The organism is Mycobacterium ostraviense (assembly GCF_002705925.1).
GTDB classification, from domain to species: domain Bacteria; phylum Actinomycetota; class Actinomycetes; order Mycobacteriales; family Mycobacteriaceae; genus Mycobacterium; species Mycobacterium ostraviense.
The window spans coordinates 3214065-3229404 of sequence record NZ_NKRE01000001.1; the positions used below are offsets into that span (position 1 = coordinate 3214065).

20 protein-coding genes, 1 tRNA gene and 1 pseudogene are annotated in these 15340 nt (G+C 65.1%); 14 read left to right on the plus strand and 8 right to left on the minus strand.

Annotation, left to right across the window (positions count from 1 at the left end):
* The first annotated feature begins 56 nt into the window (after positions 1-56).
* The 3 genes from CDN38_RS14705 (at position 57) to CDN38_RS14715 (ending at position 1171) form a co-directional block, all read left to right on the plus strand.
* Positions 57-578 (plus strand): tRNA adenosine deaminase-associated protein, encoded by a 522-nt coding sequence (locus tag CDN38_RS14705; protein ID WP_075509762.1) that lies wholly within the window; start codon positions 57-59, stop codon positions 576-578.
* Between the two features lie 15 nt (positions 579-593).
* Entirely contained in the window at positions 594-1052 is a 459-nt protein-coding gene (locus CDN38_RS14710) for a nucleoside deaminase (protein ID WP_075509763.1), read from the plus strand.
* A gap of 29 nt (positions 1053-1081) precedes the next feature.
* Positions 1082-1171, plus strand: a tRNA-Ser gene (locus tag CDN38_RS14715).
* 115 nt (positions 1172-1286) lie between these two features.
* Here the strand turns inward: CDN38_RS14715 and CDN38_RS14720 are convergent.
* Positions 1287-1661 carry a type II toxin-antitoxin system PemK/MazF family toxin gene (locus CDN38_RS14720; protein WP_075509764.1) on the minus strand — a complete coding sequence of 125 codons (375 nt, stop codon included), beginning with the start codon at positions 1659-1661 and terminating at the stop codon, positions 1287-1289.
* A gap of 5 nt (positions 1662-1666) precedes the next feature.
* On the minus strand, positions 1667-1984 hold the full coding sequence (locus CDN38_RS28980) for a hypothetical protein (RefSeq protein WP_142361285.1): 318 nt from the start codon (positions 1982-1984) through the stop codon (positions 1667-1669).
* A 391-nt stretch (positions 1985-2375) separates the two neighbouring features.
* Between CDN38_RS28980 and CDN38_RS14730 the strand changes: the two genes are divergently transcribed.
* The gene (locus CDN38_RS14730) at positions 2376-2825 is read left to right on the plus strand and encodes a helix-turn-helix domain-containing protein (protein WP_075509766.1); all 450 of its coding nucleotides are present in this window, start codon (positions 2376-2378) and stop codon (positions 2823-2825) included.
* Between the two features lie 16 nt (positions 2826-2841).
* Positions 2842-2967, plus strand: coding sequence for a hypothetical protein (locus tag CDN38_RS31840; protein ID WP_267888225.1), 126 nt, complete (start codon positions 2842-2844; stop codon positions 2965-2967).
* An 86-nt stretch (positions 2968-3053) separates the two neighbouring features.
* On the opposite strand, the gene CDN38_RS32420 is transcribed toward CDN38_RS31840, so the two are convergent.
* From CDN38_RS32420 to CDN38_RS14755, 4 genes are all read right to left on the minus strand, one after another.
* Positions 3054-3512, minus strand: coding sequence for a type II toxin-antitoxin system VapC family toxin (locus CDN38_RS32420; RefSeq protein WP_332909386.1), 459 nt, complete (start codon positions 3510-3512; stop codon positions 3054-3056).
* Positions 3442-3702 carry an antitoxin VapB family protein gene (locus CDN38_RS14745; protein WP_244307468.1) on the minus strand — a complete coding sequence of 87 codons (261 nt, stop codon included), beginning with the start codon at positions 3700-3702 and terminating at the stop codon, positions 3442-3444. The genes CDN38_RS32420 and CDN38_RS14745 overlap by 71 nt, the downstream gene beginning before the upstream one ends.
* A gap of 63 nt (positions 3703-3765) precedes the next feature.
* Positions 3766-4125 (minus strand): hypothetical protein, encoded by a 360-nt coding sequence (locus tag CDN38_RS14750; protein ID WP_075509768.1) that lies wholly within the window; start codon positions 4123-4125, stop codon positions 3766-3768.
* Positions 4126-4155: 30 nt separating this feature from the next.
* On the minus strand, positions 4156-4566 hold the full coding sequence (locus CDN38_RS14755) for a YbjQ family protein (RefSeq protein WP_075509769.1): 411 nt from the start codon (positions 4564-4566) through the stop codon (positions 4156-4158).
* Positions 4567-4737: 171 nt separating this feature from the next.
* Here CDN38_RS14755 and CDN38_RS14760 point away from each other — a divergent pair, with 171 nt between their 5' ends.
* From CDN38_RS14760 to CDN38_RS14770, 3 genes are read left to right on the plus strand one after another with little or no spacing between them, the layout of a single operon-like run.
* Entirely contained in the window at positions 4738-6018 is a 1281-nt protein-coding gene (locus tag CDN38_RS14760) for a sulfotransferase family protein (protein WP_075509770.1), read from the plus strand.
* A 22-nt stretch (positions 6019-6040) separates the two neighbouring features.
* Positions 6041-7273, plus strand: a complete 1233-nt coding sequence (locus CDN38_RS14765) for an MBL fold metallo-hydrolase (protein ID WP_075509831.1) — start codon at positions 6041-6043, stop codon at positions 7271-7273.
* Positions 7270-8019, plus strand: coding sequence for an SDR family NAD(P)-dependent oxidoreductase (locus CDN38_RS14770; protein WP_075509771.1), 750 nt, complete (start codon positions 7270-7272; stop codon positions 8017-8019). The genes CDN38_RS14765 and CDN38_RS14770 overlap by 4 nt, the downstream gene beginning before the upstream one ends.
* Before the next feature lie 79 nt (positions 8020-8098).
* On the opposite strand, the gene CDN38_RS14775 is transcribed toward CDN38_RS14770, so the two are convergent.
* Positions 8099-8485, minus strand: a complete 387-nt coding sequence (locus CDN38_RS14775; RefSeq protein WP_075509772.1) for a hypothetical protein — start codon at positions 8483-8485, stop codon at positions 8099-8101.
* A 411-nt stretch (positions 8486-8896) separates the two neighbouring features.
* Between CDN38_RS14775 and CDN38_RS14780 the strand changes: the two genes are divergently transcribed.
* The 5 genes and pseudogenes from CDN38_RS14780 to CDN38_RS14800 all read left to right on the plus strand — a co-directional run bounded on the left by CDN38_RS14780 (position 8897) and on the right by CDN38_RS14800 (position 12217).
* Complete coding sequence (locus CDN38_RS14780; RefSeq protein WP_075509773.1) at positions 8897-9232, plus strand: PE family protein; 336 nt, start codon at positions 8897-8899, stop codon at positions 9230-9232.
* A gap of 91 nt (positions 9233-9323) precedes the next feature.
* Positions 9324-9695, plus strand: coding sequence for a DUF2237 family protein (locus tag CDN38_RS14785; RefSeq protein ID WP_075509832.1), 372 nt, complete (start codon positions 9324-9326; stop codon positions 9693-9695).
* Between the two features lie 320 nt (positions 9696-10015).
* The gene (locus CDN38_RS14790) at positions 10016-11365 is read left to right on the plus strand and encodes a WS/DGAT/MGAT family O-acyltransferase (protein ID WP_099319397.1); all 1350 of its coding nucleotides are present in this window, start codon (positions 10016-10018) and stop codon (positions 11363-11365) included.
* Positions 11366-11614: 249 nt separating this feature from the next.
* Positions 11615-11713: pseudogene (locus CDN38_RS14795) on the plus strand (PE family protein); the annotation flags it as partial.
* Between the two features lie 246 nt (positions 11714-11959).
* Positions 11960-12217 carry a hypothetical protein gene (locus CDN38_RS14800; protein WP_075509775.1) on the plus strand — a complete coding sequence of 86 codons (258 nt, stop codon included), beginning with the start codon at positions 11960-11962 and terminating at the stop codon, positions 12215-12217.
* Positions 12218-12249: 32 nt separating this feature from the next.
* Here the strand turns inward: CDN38_RS14800 and CDN38_RS14805 are convergent, their stop codons facing one another.
* The gene (locus CDN38_RS14805; RefSeq protein ID WP_075509776.1) at positions 12250-13266 is read right to left on the minus strand and encodes an AraC family transcriptional regulator; all 1017 of its coding nucleotides are present in this window, start codon (positions 13264-13266) and stop codon (positions 12250-12252) included.
* Positions 13267-13524: 258 nt separating this feature from the next.
* Here CDN38_RS14805 and CDN38_RS14810 point away from each other — a divergent pair, with 258 nt between their 5' ends.
* Entirely contained in the window at positions 13525-15327 is a 1803-nt protein-coding gene (locus tag CDN38_RS14810) for an AMP-dependent synthetase/ligase (RefSeq protein WP_075509777.1), read from the plus strand.
* Positions 15328-15340 lie beyond the last annotated feature (13 nt).

Here is a 15340-nt window from a genome sequence, read left to right on the forward strand (position 1 = left end):
GTGCCGGAGCGGGGTCGTCTGGTCACGGGCCTGGTCAGCGACTAGCGTAAGCGGCCATGGGAGCACAACGGGCCTCCGCGCAGGGCCCGTCCGCCGACGCGCCGGACGGATTCGGCGTTGCCGTCGTGCGTGAAGAGGGCAAATGGCGCTGCGCGGCGATGGGTCGGAAGGCGCTGACCAGCCTGGCGGCCGCAGAGACGGAACTGCGTGAACTGCGCAGTTCCGGAGCGGTGTTCGGGCTGCTCGACATCGACGACGAGTTCTTCATCATCTTGCGCCCCGCACCCTCGGGGACGCGTCTGCTGCTGTCGGACGCGACTGCGGCGCTGGACTACGACATCGCCGCGGAGGCATTGGACAGCCTGGACGCCGAGATCGATCCCGACGACCTCGAGGATGCCGAGCCATTCGAGGAAGGCGACCTGGGACTGCTGGCCGACATCGGCCTGCCCGAAGCGGTGCTCGGAGTCATCCTCGACGAGACCGACCTCTACGCCGATGAGCAGCTCGGGCGCATCGCCCGGGAGATGGGCTTCGCCGAGCAACTTTCGGCGGTGATCGACCGCCTCGGTCGGTGACCGCTGACCGCGTCGCTGAGCACTGACGAAGAGCTGATCCGTGCCGCATTGGCGGTCGCCACGACGGCGGGTCCGCGCGACGTGCCCATCGGCGCGGTCGTCGTCAGTGCCGACGGAACAGAACTGTCCCGCGCGGCGAATGCCCGTGAGGCGCTGGGTGATCCGACCGCGCACGCCGAGATCCTCGCCTTGCGCGCGGCGGCCACGGTGCTCGGTGACGGCTGGCGGTTGGCGGGGACGACGCTGGCGGTCACCGTGGAACCGTGCACGATGTGCGCGGGTGCGCTGGTGCTGGCGCGGGTCGCTCGACTGGTGTTCGGCGCCTGGGAACCCAAGACGGGAGCGGTCGGGTCGTTGTGGGACGTGGTCCGCGACCGTCGGCTCAACCATCGCCCGCAGGTGCGGGGCGGTGTGCTCGCCGCGGACTGCGCCGCACCCATGGAGGAGTTCTTCGCCCGCCAGCGATTGGGGTGACCCGCCCCCGGTTCGGTAAGCTGCTCGACGGTGGCGTGTCCGAGCGGCCTAAGGAGCACGCCTCGAAAGCGTGTGACGGCTAACACCGTCCGAGGGTTCAAATCCCTCCGCCACCGCCATAGCCCTGAACCTGTTTACGCAGGTAAATTGCTATTTCTGCGTTTGCTGCGGGGTGGGGGCTCGTCCCGGCAAAACCTCAAAAGATTCGGGTGAGGAACCGGTGGCCGGGTTTCTTCAGACCTGGCCTAGGTAATCGAACAAGGACGCATCTACCTGATCTAGTTTCGCAGGATCCAAAGTTCCGGTGAACTGCCGCAGGTCGGTCTTTTCGATCGACTGAATCGCTGGAATTCGGACCCAGCATTTCTTCGTGACGCCGCCTTCGCCGGCGGCCAGCTTGACGTCGAACCGGGTCTTGAGTGTTGTCTGGCTCGATATCGGGCAGCCGGATACCGTGGGCCAATCAGCTTGGCTGTTGGTGGCATCTCCGCTCAAGACGACGAAATACCTGTGGTCGTGAAGAACCTGCCGAATGACCCTGGGCAGCAGGACAAGTTTGTCGTCGGGAACGAGATAGATACCGCCCTGGATCGTCTGTGTCTGAGCCATCTACCTCAGTGGAAACGCTTGTTGACGCGTTGACGGGGGCCATCGAAGGCCCGTACGTCGGCCGCCAGCACGGACAGGTCACCCTCGTCGGCCTTGTGTGCCATTTTCGCTCGGACGGCACGCAGGTACTCCCTACGCTTGTCGACGGCGAGAGTCAGTTGCCGCGTCTCTTCTCGGATCTCCTCATAGAGGTGCGCAGGAATGAGGTGGATGCCGCCGTGCTCATCTTTGAGCATGACGAATTCTTCCGCTGGGTGGCCGCCCTCGACTACCAGCTGTGAGTTGTCGTTGGCGCGGACCCGACCAGTGTGGAGGACGCTCATCCTCGTTATCGCCTCCTGGGGCTGACAGTGCGATGTGCATGGCATCGCGCTTATGAGATTTAGTATGCCCAACGGGTTGGCATTTGCGCAGAGGTATCCCGGCCTGTCACCCGGCCGGTCCACTGGGCCGATGCCCGCGCTGAGCACACCGTGAGCACATTCTGAGCACAGTTACAGATAACTAGATTGACTACGCAGATGGCTTTAGGCAGCTCAGGCCGTTTTCAACGCCCTGACCAGGTAGCTGAATAGGGTTCCAATCCCTCCACCACCGCCTTTCGTATCGCGGATTTTTCCGTTCTATTCGCGCTGCCAGCTTCGCCGACCTGAAAAAGTCGCCGACGGACCGCCGGTACTCGACTTTTCGTTTCTTTCGTTTTAACTTGGCTTTATGACAGCTGGCGTAGCCGTTGAAGAACGGACCGTTCTACCACCTCAAGAACCGGAAGGCCTCGCGCCGCTGCTGGAAGCGCTCGGGTCTCCGGAGGTTTCCGTGTGCGGCGGCAACGGGCGGGCGATTACCCTTCCCGATTCTGTGCGCGACGCGCTCTACAACGTGGTGCTGGCGCTGTCGCAAGGCAAGGGCATCTCGCTCATTCCGCGCCAGCGCAAGCTCACCACGCAGGAGGCAGCCGACCTGCTGAATATCTCCCGTCCGACGCTGGTGAAGCTTCTCGAAGGCGGACGTATCCCGTTCGAAAAGCCGGGGCGGCACCGCAAGGTCAGCCTGGATGCTCTGCTGGAGTATCAGCGCCAGACACGGGCCAACCGGCGCGCAACGCTAGCCGAGCTGACCCAAGACTCCGCTGCCGAAATCGAGGCAATTCTGAAGGCGCAGTGAGGGATCAAAACGAGCAATGTCGGCGTTCCCGGTGGTGTTGGACGCTTGCGTGCTCGTTCCCTATCCGCTGGTCGATTTTCTGCTGCGGCTGGCCGATGAAGGGATTTATCGGCTGCGGGGCGCTATCTCGATAAGCGGCTGAAGGCGATGCGGGATAGCTTCATTGACGCCGAAGCCACCGGCTCTGACCGCATCAAGGAGGCATCGGGACGAGTGCACCACAAGACATCAGCGGTACTGCACGATGCCGAGTCCATCGATGCGTCGAAAGTCGGCGACGTTGGCGGTGACGACGGGTATGCCCAACTGCAAACTCGCGCAACCGATCCAGACGTCATTGGTACCGATCAGCTCGCCCCGGCGACGCAGCTCCCGCACCACCCTCGCGTAGACGAACGCGATCTGATCATCCACCGGGACGAGGGTGTGTCCCTCGCGCATGGCGGTAACCACAGGGTGGTCGGCTCGGTCGAATCCTTCGGCGAATTCGCCCAGCGCGATCGTCGAAAGGAACAGTTCGGCATCCGGTGACCGTTTGAGGAACCGGTGCGCGGCGCCGTCGTCGTCACGCGGGACCGCTCGCGTTGCAGATCGATGAGAAACGTCGTGTCGACGCTCACCCGGATCGCCACAAGTCCTCGGGCGGTGTGTCGGTGTGCTGCGCTTCGTCGAGGCGCGCGAGAACATCGTCGCGCACCGTCGGGAGTTCAGCGAGTGCCTCCAGAAGCGCCGCGGCCGTGGGCGCCTCGTTGCGCCAATGCGCACGCTTGATGACTTGAGAGAACGATTCGGTTGGCGAACGCCGGGCAGCCCGAAGACATTCGTACGCCTCGAGATCGATCGATATCGTCTTGGTTGCCACGGTGCATGTGTACATGCATGGCACTGTGTAGGCAAGGTCCGACGGCCTTGGCCGCACGCCACGGCCGTGCCACCGCGATTAGCCACTCACCAGCAACGGAAGCGAGATCGTTCCGGCACCACCGGTCACCACGATCACCCAACGGCCGTCGACCGGCAGAGTCACCTCGATGCCAAAGATCGCGAAGCCGACCTCGGCGGCGGTGGCGGCTTCCGGCAACTCGTAGGGCAGGTGTAACGGCTCCTCGTCGGTGGGGGGCCAGATCTCGACATCGACTCGCCGGTCCGGGTTACCGGTTTCGGTCTGCGTCAGCACCACCAGCAGAAACTGCGCCAACCGGTCGGCGGCGAGGGTGTAACGGAACAAGACGCCGCCGGAGACGTTGAGCTTGTTGTCCACCGCCGAAGCCGCTTCGGCCAGGAAGGCCCCCACGATCATCCTGCCGAACCTACCGCTATTCTCGTCAGCTCAGCCCGCGCCGTAGGGCTGGGGCTGGGGCTGCTGGGGCTGCGGCGCGCCGCCGTAACCGAGCTGCGTGGCGGTGTAACGGGCGGCCTCAGTCACCGGCACCGCTTGCACCGCGGTGCCGTAGGCGCAGATCTCGGTCCACACGTCACCGAGCTCGGTGGTGTCGAATCGCATTCCGATGATCGCGTTACCGCCCTTGTTGCGCGCCTCGTTCATCAGCCGGACCATCGCCTCGTTGCGGCTCTCGGCCAGGTTCTTGGTCATGCCCTGCAACTCGCCGCCGAACATCGATTTGAAGCCAGCACCTATCTGCGAGAAGGCATTTCGTGATCGCACGGTGAGTCCGAAGACTTCGCCGCAGACGCGTTGGATCTCCCAACCGGGAATGTCATTGGTAGTGACAATGAGCACCGCACAACCTTTCTGCCGAAATCAGCGATGGCCTGGCTCCCGGTGCAGGGTACCGCTCCGCCGCCGGCTGCGGCGCTGCGGCGCAGCTATTCGGCGGTAGTTTCACCGGGCTTCGTCCTCGCGGCTACCGTCTGAGTCACATTCCGATCGACACGCGGGAGTGGGGCTTCGGTGGACACTGCAGGCGTTGGCACGGGCGATATCGGTGACATCGACTTCGCCGATCTGACCTCACCCACGCTGACCGACGTGCAGCGCCAGGTGTTGGACTTCACCGAGTCGCGTCGCATCCGGTTCGACGTCGACCAGATGCTGGCCGAGGCGATCGACCAGGCAGGAGCCGACGACCTGGACGACACCGACGGCTTCGGTGACCGGCTGGCCGCGCACGTGGCGGCCATCGAGGGCGACGCAGGGCTGACCCAGCTCACCCGCGGCACCTTGCGGCAACGAGCGGTTCGGTTGCTGCGCAACCGCTTGTCGCTGACCGACCTGGTCAAGCGCTATCCCGAGATCGAATCGATCCCGATCGAGAAGCCCTTCATCGTGGTCGGGATGCCGCGATCCGGTACCACGCACTTGGTCAACCTGATCGCCGCGGATCCACGCCGGCGCGCGCTGCCCTACTGGGAAAGCCAGGAACCTATTCCGGCCCGCGGCCAAGGCCCCGACATCTTCGGAGTGGACCCTCGCTACACCCGGACCAAGCAAGAGCACGACGCGCTCATGGTGACCGCCCCGGTGGTGGCCGCCATGCACGACCGCTTCCCCGAGGCCATCGAGGAGGAGGTGGAACTCCTCGACCTGGATATGGCCTCCTATGTGCTGGAATGGCATGCCCGGGTGCCGGACTGGCGCGACTACTATCTGGCGCTCGACCAACACCGCCACTACGCGTATCTGAAAAAGGTGTTGCGGGCGTTGACGTTTCTGCGCGGCCCGCGCACCTGGGTCCTCAAGAGCCCGCAGCATGGTGAGCAGCTCGGCCCCTTGATGGCGACCTTTCCCGACGCGACAGTGGTTTTCACCCATCGCGATCCCGTTGCGGTGATCCAGTCGGCGATCACCATGATGGCCTACTCTGACCGGCTGCGCCGTAACAGCATCGACGCCGCCTGGCTGCTGGACTACTGGAGCGACCGAGTGCAGCGGCTGCTGCGCGCCTGCGTGCGCGACCGCGCCCTGGTGCCGCCCGAGCGCAGCATCGACATCGGCTTCCACCAGCTGAACGGCAACGAAATACCGTTGCTCGAAGAGCTTTACCGGCGCGGGGGAGTCGAATTGACCCCCGAGGTGCGCGGGCGCTTTCAGCAGTACCTCGACGGCAATCCCCGCGGCAAGCACGGCCGGATCCGTTACGACCTGCAACGCCACTTCGGTAACTCGGCCGACCAACTCCGCGAACGGTTCGGCTTCTATTTCGACAGATTCGACGTCCGCGCCGAGTCCTGACCCGATGAAGGAGACTACAGCGATGTTCGAACCGGTTTATCTCAGCCGGCCCGGCGCCGACGAGATACGCCCGGCGGCCGCCGAACGGGCTGAGGAGCTCGCCCCGGGCCTGTGGTGCTCGCCGGGCCTGTCGAATGCCTACCTGCTGACCACCGGCGACGGCCGGGTGATCGTCAACACCGGCATGGGTTTCGAGGGGCCGGTGCACCGCGCCAACTTCGACGCCGTCGACAACTCGCCGGTGCGCTACATCATCCTCACCCAGGGCCACGTCGACCATGTCGGCGGTCTGGACAGCGTCCGTGATCCCGATACCGTCGTTGTCGCGCAGGAGAATTGGACTCTGTGGCGCGACGACAACGAACGTCTCATCCGGTATCGCGCCAGCCGCAGCGCTTTCGCCTTCAAGGACACCCTGAAGACCGGTATCGAAGCGATTCAACGCCGCCTGGGCACCAGCCGCCTGCCCGCTCAGAGCGTCCCGGCCGTCGATCTCGACTTCGAGGACACCCTCACGCTGGAGGTCGGTGGCCGGCGGATCGAATTGCTGGCGGCTCCGGGCGGAGAAACCACCGACTCACTCGTCGTGTGGCTGCCTGACGAGCGAATATGCCTGTGCGGCAACACTTTCGGCCCGGTCTTCGGGCACGTGCCCAACCTCGTCACCATTCGCGGTGATCGCTACCGAGACGCCCTGACCGCCATCTCCTCGATCGAGCGGGTTCGCGACCTGCAACCCGAGCTGCTGGTGACCGGCCACTTCGCGCCGATCAGCGGTGCCGACCGCATCAATGCCGAGCTGACCCGGCTGCGCAATGCCGTCCAACACATCCACGACCAGACCGTCGCCGGGATGAACGCCGGAAAGGACGTCGCGACGCTGATGCGTGAGATCAGCCTGCCACCGGAACACGACGTGGGCCAAGGCTACGGAAAGGTCGCCTGGGATGTGCGGGCGATCTGGGAGAACTACTCGGGCTGGTTTCATCACCGCTCGACGACCGAGCTTTACTCCGTCGGCTTCGACGCCGTCGCGGCAGACGTCGTCGAATTGGCCGGCGCCGACGCACTGCTGGATCGGGCGCGCGCGCACCTGGCCGCCGGACGGCCGCTGCACGCCATCCACCTCGCCGAGTTGGTGCCCAACGATCAGGCGCGCGCACTGCTCAGACAAGCCCACCAGACACTGCTGGCCGACAGTACGAACTTCTGGGAAAGCGCATGGCTCGAGCACCAGATAGCGAGCAACTCATGACCGCGCGGGTGAGCTTCGACTTCACCGGAACCACCGCCCTGGTCACCGGTGGCACCAGCGGCATCGGACACGCGATCGCGACGCTGTTCCGCGATGCCGGGGCGGAGGTCGCGGTCACCGGAACCAAGCCGGCCGCAGCCGACTACGAGACAGACCTGTCGGGCATGACGTATCACCGGCTGCATCTGGTCGATGCCGATTCGGTGGACCGGTTGGTGCAGCGTGTCTCCAGACTGGACGTGCTCGTCAACAACGCCGGCGCGAACTTCCCCGGTGGGCTCGACGAATCCAAGCCGGATGGGTTCGACACGTCGGTGACTCTCAACCTGACCGGTCCCTACCGATTGACGGTCGGCCTTCGCCGCGCCTTGAAGGCGTCGACGGCGTCCGGGGGTGCCAGCGTGGTCAACATGGCATCCATGTCTGCGCTGCGAGCGGTGCCGCTGGTACCCGGCTACGGCGCCGCCAAGGCGGGGATCATCTCGATCACCAGGAATCTCGCGGTCAAGTGGGCCCCGATGGGAATCCGGGTGAACGCGGTGGCACCGGGCACCATCGATACCCCGATGACCGCACCCATGCACATCGCGCCCGAGTTGGTGGCGGCGGAGCTGGCGCATATTCCGTTGCGACGTTTCGGATCGGTCGGTGAGATCGCGCCCACGGTCGCCTTCTTGTGCACCGAGCACAGCAGCTACACCACCGGCGCCGTCTTCGTCGTCGACGGCGCCTCGGACTGTGTCTGATTGTCAGATGGAGCCGGCCCGTTGCTGCTTGGGAACCCGCTCTCCGACACCCGTGAGGCGCTGAGCGCCCCGCGTCGGCTCAGAAACCGAACGACGGGGGCATCTCGCTGACCAGTACCGGGAGCGAGATCGCTCCGGTGTCGGCAGTCACCACCAATACCCAACGGCCGTCGACAGGCAAGCGCAGCTGGATCTCGAAGAAGGCGAACCCGGGAAACTCGGCGACGGCCGCTTCGGGCACTTCGAACTGCAGGCGGATTGTCTCGGCATCCGCGGGAGGCCTTGCCTCGATGTTGAGCTGCCGGTCGTCCGAACTGCCCGGCTCCGACTGCGTCAGCACCACTAAGACAAACCGGGCCAACCTGTCCGGCCCGACCGCAAATCGCGATAGCACGCCGCCCTGCACGTTGAGTTTGTTGTCCACCACGGCAGCGGCGTCGGCCAGGAAGGCACCCGTAAGTATCACGCCGCTGAACCTAACACGCAGCCAGCGAGCCCGAGGGGCCAATCTGGCCCTTGACGGCGATCGCCCGTGTCGGCGCCGGCCCCGTTGGCCCGCGAAATTTTTTGGGGTGCAGGTGAACCGAAACGGTGCTAAGACGGTGGATTGTGCAGAGGTTGGGCGCGGACGTGCGGGACGCCGCCACGAACGTCATCCGACACCACCGTTTTCGAGGGCCGTTTTCGAGGGCCGCTTTCGAGCCGCGGCGATGCCAAGGCTCGCCGAGCAGTGGACTACGGAGTTCTTGGGTAGGACCGATTTTCGAGATTTGCAGATGAAAACTATTCTGTACTACTACTATCGCTACTGACATCGTTTAGGCCCCGGTTACCTCGTCGCTGACCACCACTGACTGGCGCTATACAGGAGAAACACATGCAGTCGATGTCTATCGATCCGGCAGCCGCCGACATCGGTGCGCAGGTTGCCGACAACGCCTCCCAGGGACTGCAGGCCGGTGCGACGGCATCGACCCCGCTGACCTCACTGCTGCCCGCAGGAGCCGACGAAGTCTCGGCCCAGGCGGTGGCCGCGTTCACGGCGGAGGCCGCTTCGCTGCTAGCTCTCAATCAAGCGGCGCAAGAAGAGCTGCGACGGGCCGGAGAAGCCTTCGCCGACATCGCGCGGATGTACACCGATGCCGACGCCGCTGCGGCCACCAGCCTGACCGGCGTGGGACTGCTGCCCGGTTTCCGGATGGCGGCCGGCTAGCCGCCGCACGGCATACCGGTCGCGGCTTCGCGGATCCGCGGCCGGAAAGCGCGATACTGGGCAGGTGCCTGAACGCCAGCCTGACCGCAACGTGCTGGGCGGCCCCCTGCAACCGTGCGGTGCCGACCCGCTGACCGGCTTCTATCGAGACGGCTGCTGTTCCACCGGTCCAGAAGACCTGGGCCGCCATACCATCTGCGCAGTCGTGACCGCCGAATTCCTCGAGCATCAGCGCTCGATCGGCAACGACCTGTCGACGCCCGTTCCCGAGTACCGCTTCCCGGGGCTGCTCCCGGGCGACCGCTGGTGTGTCACCGCGATGAATTGGCTACGGGCTCACCATGATGGCTGCGCGGCTCCGGTGGTACTAGCCGCCACCCACGAGCGCACTCTCGAGGTCGTCGCGCTCGAGACGCTGCAGGAGCACTCCGTCGACGTGCCCGACGATCTGACCGGCTTATAGCGCATCAGCTTGGGCCAAGGCTGCGCGGCTTCGGGCATCGCTGCTGTGACCCACACGACAACTGGGTGTCCTCAATTGTCAAAAGTTTGTCGTCTGTTGTCAAGACGCGAGTTGCGGCGTGCGGCAAGGTGTGTTGGATGGTTCAGCCACCTCCCCTCGGACGGCGAGATCCGCGGGACACAGATCCCACCCGAACAGGCATGGTCCAAGCGGCGTCGAGCACTTATACGGCAATTCGATTCGGGCACAAAGTGATCGAGGCAGCGTGGTGCAGCTAACCGGCCCATGGGGGCCATGAGGGGAGTACACGGATGGAACTGATGTCACCGGTCGACGCGCTGTTTCTGGCCGCGGAGTCGCGCGAGCATCCGCTGCACGTTGGGGCGCTGCAGCTGTTCCAGCCGCCCGCGGGCGCCGGCCGGGCATTCGTGCGCGAGACCCACCGAGCGATGCTCGAATGCCAAGACATAGCACCGCTTTTCCGTAAGCGGCCGAGCTCTTTGCATGGCTCGCTCGCCAACGTCGGCTGGTCCACCGACGACGACGTCGACCTCGGGTACCACGTGCGACGCTCCGCCTTGCCGGCGCCGGGCCGGGTGCGCGAGCTGCTGGAGCTCACCTCGAGGCTGCACGCCAACCTCCTCGATCGCCATCGGCCGCTGTGGGAAACACACGTGATCGAAGGCCTCGAGGATGGGCGGTTTGCGATCTACTCGAAAATGCATCACGCGCTGATCGACGGTGTATCCGGACTCACGCTGATGCGGCAGTCACTTTCGGCCGATCACGACGACACCGACTTCCGGGCGGTGTGGTCGCCCGCACCCTCGCGCTCCTCGCGCAGCCAGCTACGCCCCGGGGGGCTGCGCCGACTCGGTGGAATGCTGGCATCCGTTGGCGGGCTTGCCCCGTCGACGCTTCGGTTGGCGCGTTCCGCGTTGCTGGAACAGCAGCTGACATTGCCCTTCGGGACGCCGCGCACCATGCTGAATGTCGCCGTCGGCGGGGCGCGGCGCTGCGCGGCCCAGTCCTGGGAGCTGGACCGGGTCAAGACGGTCAAAGACGCTGCCGGAGTGAGCCTTAACGACGTGGTGCTGGCGATGTGCGCCGGGGCGCTGCGGGCCTACCTCGACGACAACGACGCCCTGCCGGACGCGCCGCTGGTGGCGATGGTGCCGGTAAGCCTTCGCAACGATCACGACTCGGTGGGCGGAAATATGGTCGGGGCGGTGTTGTGCAACCTGGCTACCCATCTCGACGACCCGGCGGACCGCGTGGACGTCATTCATGCGTCGATGCGCGACAACAAGAAAGTCCTGTCACAGCTGCCTCGGGCGCAAGCGATGGCGCTGTCACTGCTGCTGTTGAGCCCGGCTGCGCTCAATACCGTGCCCGGCCTGACCAAGGTGACTCCGCCGCCGTTCAACGTGTGCGTCTCGAACGTGCCCGGCGTTGGCGAGCCGCGATACTGCAACGGCGCCAAGATGGTCGGCAACTACCCAATGTCCCTCGTGCTCGACGGTCAAGCGCTCAACATCACTTTGACCAGTACCGCCGACAGTCTGGACTTCGGGCTCGTGGGCTGCCGCCGTAGCGTCCCGCACCTGCAGCGGGTGCTCGGACACCTGGAGACTTCGCTGAAAGAACTGGAGCGCGCAGTCGGCCTCTGACGACCTGGCCAGCTCCAAACCTTCCGTCACTGCGTCACAACGAATTTCGCTCACCCACGGGCAATTGCCGTCCGGCCGGCCCGTGCCCGGCAGCTACCGCCATGCAGCCGAACAATCAATTTGACGTGCGCGAAACCTGCGTCATCGTAGCCTATCTCAACAGTTGATAAGGGGTATAGCGCGTGAGATTTATATTCGGTCGTATGTGCCGCGCCGGTAGATCAGGCGCCTCGGAAGGAGTATTCGGTGATGACGCTGCGAGTGGTGCCCGAAGGTCTGGCGGCGGCCAGCGCGGCAGTGGAGGCGTTGACGGCTCGGCTCGCGGCCGCGCAGGCGGCCGCCGCACCGTTGCAGTTTTTCGATTGTGGCGATGGCTTCGGCGAGGTCGTCGATTTGGCGTCGGTGGCGATGAGTGCGACGCACGATGCGTACGATTCCCCCGGCATGGCTCGTATCCGTGCATCCGGTGGTGTACGGAAGGCGCTGCGCGACTGACCAATAGGCGATTTCCAGTCGCGATAGCGCCGGTGCTAGCGCACTTGAGAATCGCCTAATGGCCAGCCCACGGTACTGATGTGGCTCATGTGATTACTGATGCCGTGCCAACCAGCGCCACTACGCGCGCTGCGCGCCGCCGACGACGATGCAAACAGCCCTACGTTGGCCGCCGCGTGCGCCTTTCGTGCCGGCGCCAAACCCGGTAGCGCCCCGCCGCTGGCCGGGTTGGTTGCGCAACACGGTAACCACCGCGCGGCGCTGACGTGGTTGAATCCGCTGTCGACACAGCGACTCGACGGGCGCACCAGGCTGACCAGGGACGTGCTCGGCCGGCTGAATTGGCTCACCGTGTGATACCCCGTGCAAACGATCCGCGCGTGAGCCGCTCAGGCCCGTGCGAATGCCGGCAGCCGGGTCCGGTTTCGGTAGGCCGCCGGCCCGGCCCCGAACCAGCGCTTGCAGGAGCGCGTCAACACGCTCTGCTCGGCATAGCCCAATTCCCTGGTCAGGTGCGACAGGCTGATACCGGTCGTGCGCAGGTAGCGGTCGGCGGTGTCTTTGCGGACTTGATCGACCAGCACCGCGAAGGTAGTGCCTTCGTCGGCAAGCCTGCGCTGCAACGTCTTCGGATGCAGGTGGAATTGCTCGGCTACCAGATCGAGGGTCGCGGCCCCGGTGGGCAGTAATTGGCGAACGATGGCGCGTACCGATTCCACGATCCCGGCGCCCAGTGGGGTGATGCTGCTCAGGTAGTCGACCACTGCGCGGTGGGCGACGTCGTCTCGGTTCAACGGCCGGCTCAGGTCCGCGGTGCGCACGGTGAATCCGCTCCGGCGTTCGGCGAAGTACGGCGTGCAGCCGAAATACTGCGCGTAGTCGGCCGGGGCGGTAACCGGGTCGTGGGATAGGTGCACCGCAAGCGGGGCGTAGTCGTTACCCATCAGCAGGCGTAACACCCCGAGCGAGACGCCCAACGCCAGTTCCAGGGTCTGCGGACAGGGAATCGCTTCGTCGAGGAGGAACTGGATTCCGATGAATGACCGCTGCGCATCGGCCGACGAGGTGATCTGTATGCGGATAACCGGGCTGTACGCCGCCATGAAGGTGCTGAAGATCGACAAGGCGTCGGCCACCGTCGCGGCGGTTCGAGCGGCCACGCCCACCGGTCCCAGGATCTCGATACTCTGTCGCCGGGCCAACCTGCGCCCGAAATCCGGTGTGGCCGTTGCCTCGGCGGCCGATTCCATTGCCCTGATCGCCGCGCGGAATGGTATGAACGCGTCGTAGTTGCCGACGTCTCGGTCGCGGATACCCACGGCCCGCAGCAGGCTGGCCGGGTCACCGCGCAACTCGGCGACCAACTTCGGGTAGTTGGACAGCCCGGTCCCACGCACCACGGACATGCCGTTGACCCTCAGTGGACGGCGCCGCTGTGTCAAGTAACCCGAGGACCCAAGACGCTGACGGGCCATGTGGAAGCAAACTGCGCAGGCGGCTAGCGTCGGTGGATAATGCTTCGCACCGGACTTGCCGCCGGCAAATCGGCAGAGGCCAGGAGGTGTTCATCGAAAACCCGTCCACACCGGTGGTGACCGGGCCGTCGGGCAACCGTAACCCATAAGTCGAAATCCAATCGCGACCAGCTGCAAGGGACCCAGACCATGCGTGAATTCAATGTTGCCGCCGATTTCACCGTCGCCGACAGCGACCACATCGCCGGCAGTGTGTACGCACACGAGCGCGACGACCCCGATCATGTGATCTTCCAGCGGCTGGTCAACGGGGTGTGGACCGACGTGACCTGCGCTGAGGCCGCCCAGCAGATCCGTACCACGGCATTGGGTTTGATCGCCGAAAACGTGAACGCCGGTGATCGAGTCGCGATTTTGTCGGCCACCCGCTACGAGTGGGTGATCCTTGACTACGCGATCCTTTCGCTGGGCGCGGTCACCGTCCCGATCTACGACACCTCCTCGGCCGAGCAGGTGCGCTGGGTGCTAGAGGATTCCGGAGCCGTGCTGGTGATCGCCGAGACCGACGCCCACGTCCAGGTGATCAAGGAGCTCAGCGACGAGCTGCCGAGCCTGCGGAAAATCTTGCAGCTCGAGTCGAGCGGCCCGACTGCCCTCGACGAGCTGGCGGAGGCCGGAAGGGCAGTGGACGTCGGCCAACTCGACCAACGGCTGGCGTCGTTGCGGGCCGCCGACCCCGCGACGCTGATTTACACCTCGGGCACGACGGGCCGCCCGAAGGGCTGCCAGCTGACTCACTCGAATCTGCTGTACGAGGCGCGCGGCGCGGCGTCGTGCTTTCCGACGCTGTTGCGCAAGGGTGAACGGCTGCTGGTCTTCCTGCCGCTGGCGCATGTGCTGGCGCGTTCGCTGTCCATGTCGGCCTTCGCCAACAAGGTCACGATCGGTTACACCAGCGACATCAAGAACCTGGTGGCCACGTTGGCTGTGTTCCAGCCGACGGTGGTGGTGTCGGTGCCCCGGGTATTCGAAAAGGTCTACAACACAGCCGAATTAAAGGCCCAGGATAGCGGCAGGGGCAAGATCTTCGACGCCGCCGCTCGCACCGCGATCGAATGGAGCACGGCCCAGGACACCGGCGGTCCGAGTTTGCTGCTGCGGGCCAGGCACGCGCTGTTCGACCGGCTGGTGTACGGCAAGCTACGCGCTGCGCTGGGCGGCAACTGCCATGCCGCGGTCTCCGGGGGAGCGCCGTTGGGCAAACGGCTGTGCCACTTCTACCGCGGCGTCGGGGTGACCATCTACGAGGGCTACGGGCTCACCGAGACCAGTGCCGCGATCACCGCGAACCGGATCGGCGAAGAGCGGGTCGGCACGGTCGGCAAGTTGTTGCCCGGCAACAGCATGGCGATCGCCAATGACGGCGAGGTGCTGGTGCGCGGCGGTGTGGTGTTCACCGGCTACTGGCATAACGAGAAGGCCACTGCCGAGGCGATCGTCAACGGGTGGTTCCACACCGGCGACCTCGGGTCGGTCGACGCCGACGGCTTCTTGTCGATCGTCGGCCGCAAGAAGGAGATCATCGTGACCGCCGGCGGCAAGAACGTGGCGCCGGCTGTCCTCGAAGACCAGTTGCGCGCGCACCCGCTGGTCAGCCAGGCCATGGTGGTCGGGGACAACCGGCCGTACGTGGCCGCGCTGATAGCGATCGACCCGGAAGGGTTCGACGTGTGGAAGCAGCACCACGGTAAAGACGCGACGGCGTCGGTGGCCGATCTGATCGACGACCCCGATCTGGCCGGCGAGATCGACCAGGCGGTCAAGCAAGCCAATCAGGCCGTTTCCCAAGCCGAATCGATCCGGCGGTTCCGCATTCTGCCGGTCGACTTCACGGTCTTGACCGGTGAGCTGACCCCGACGCTGAAGGTGAAACGCAATGTGGTGGCGCAACGCTTCGCCGCCGAGATCGAGTCCCTGTACAGCAAGCGCTGACGAGCGGCTCGGC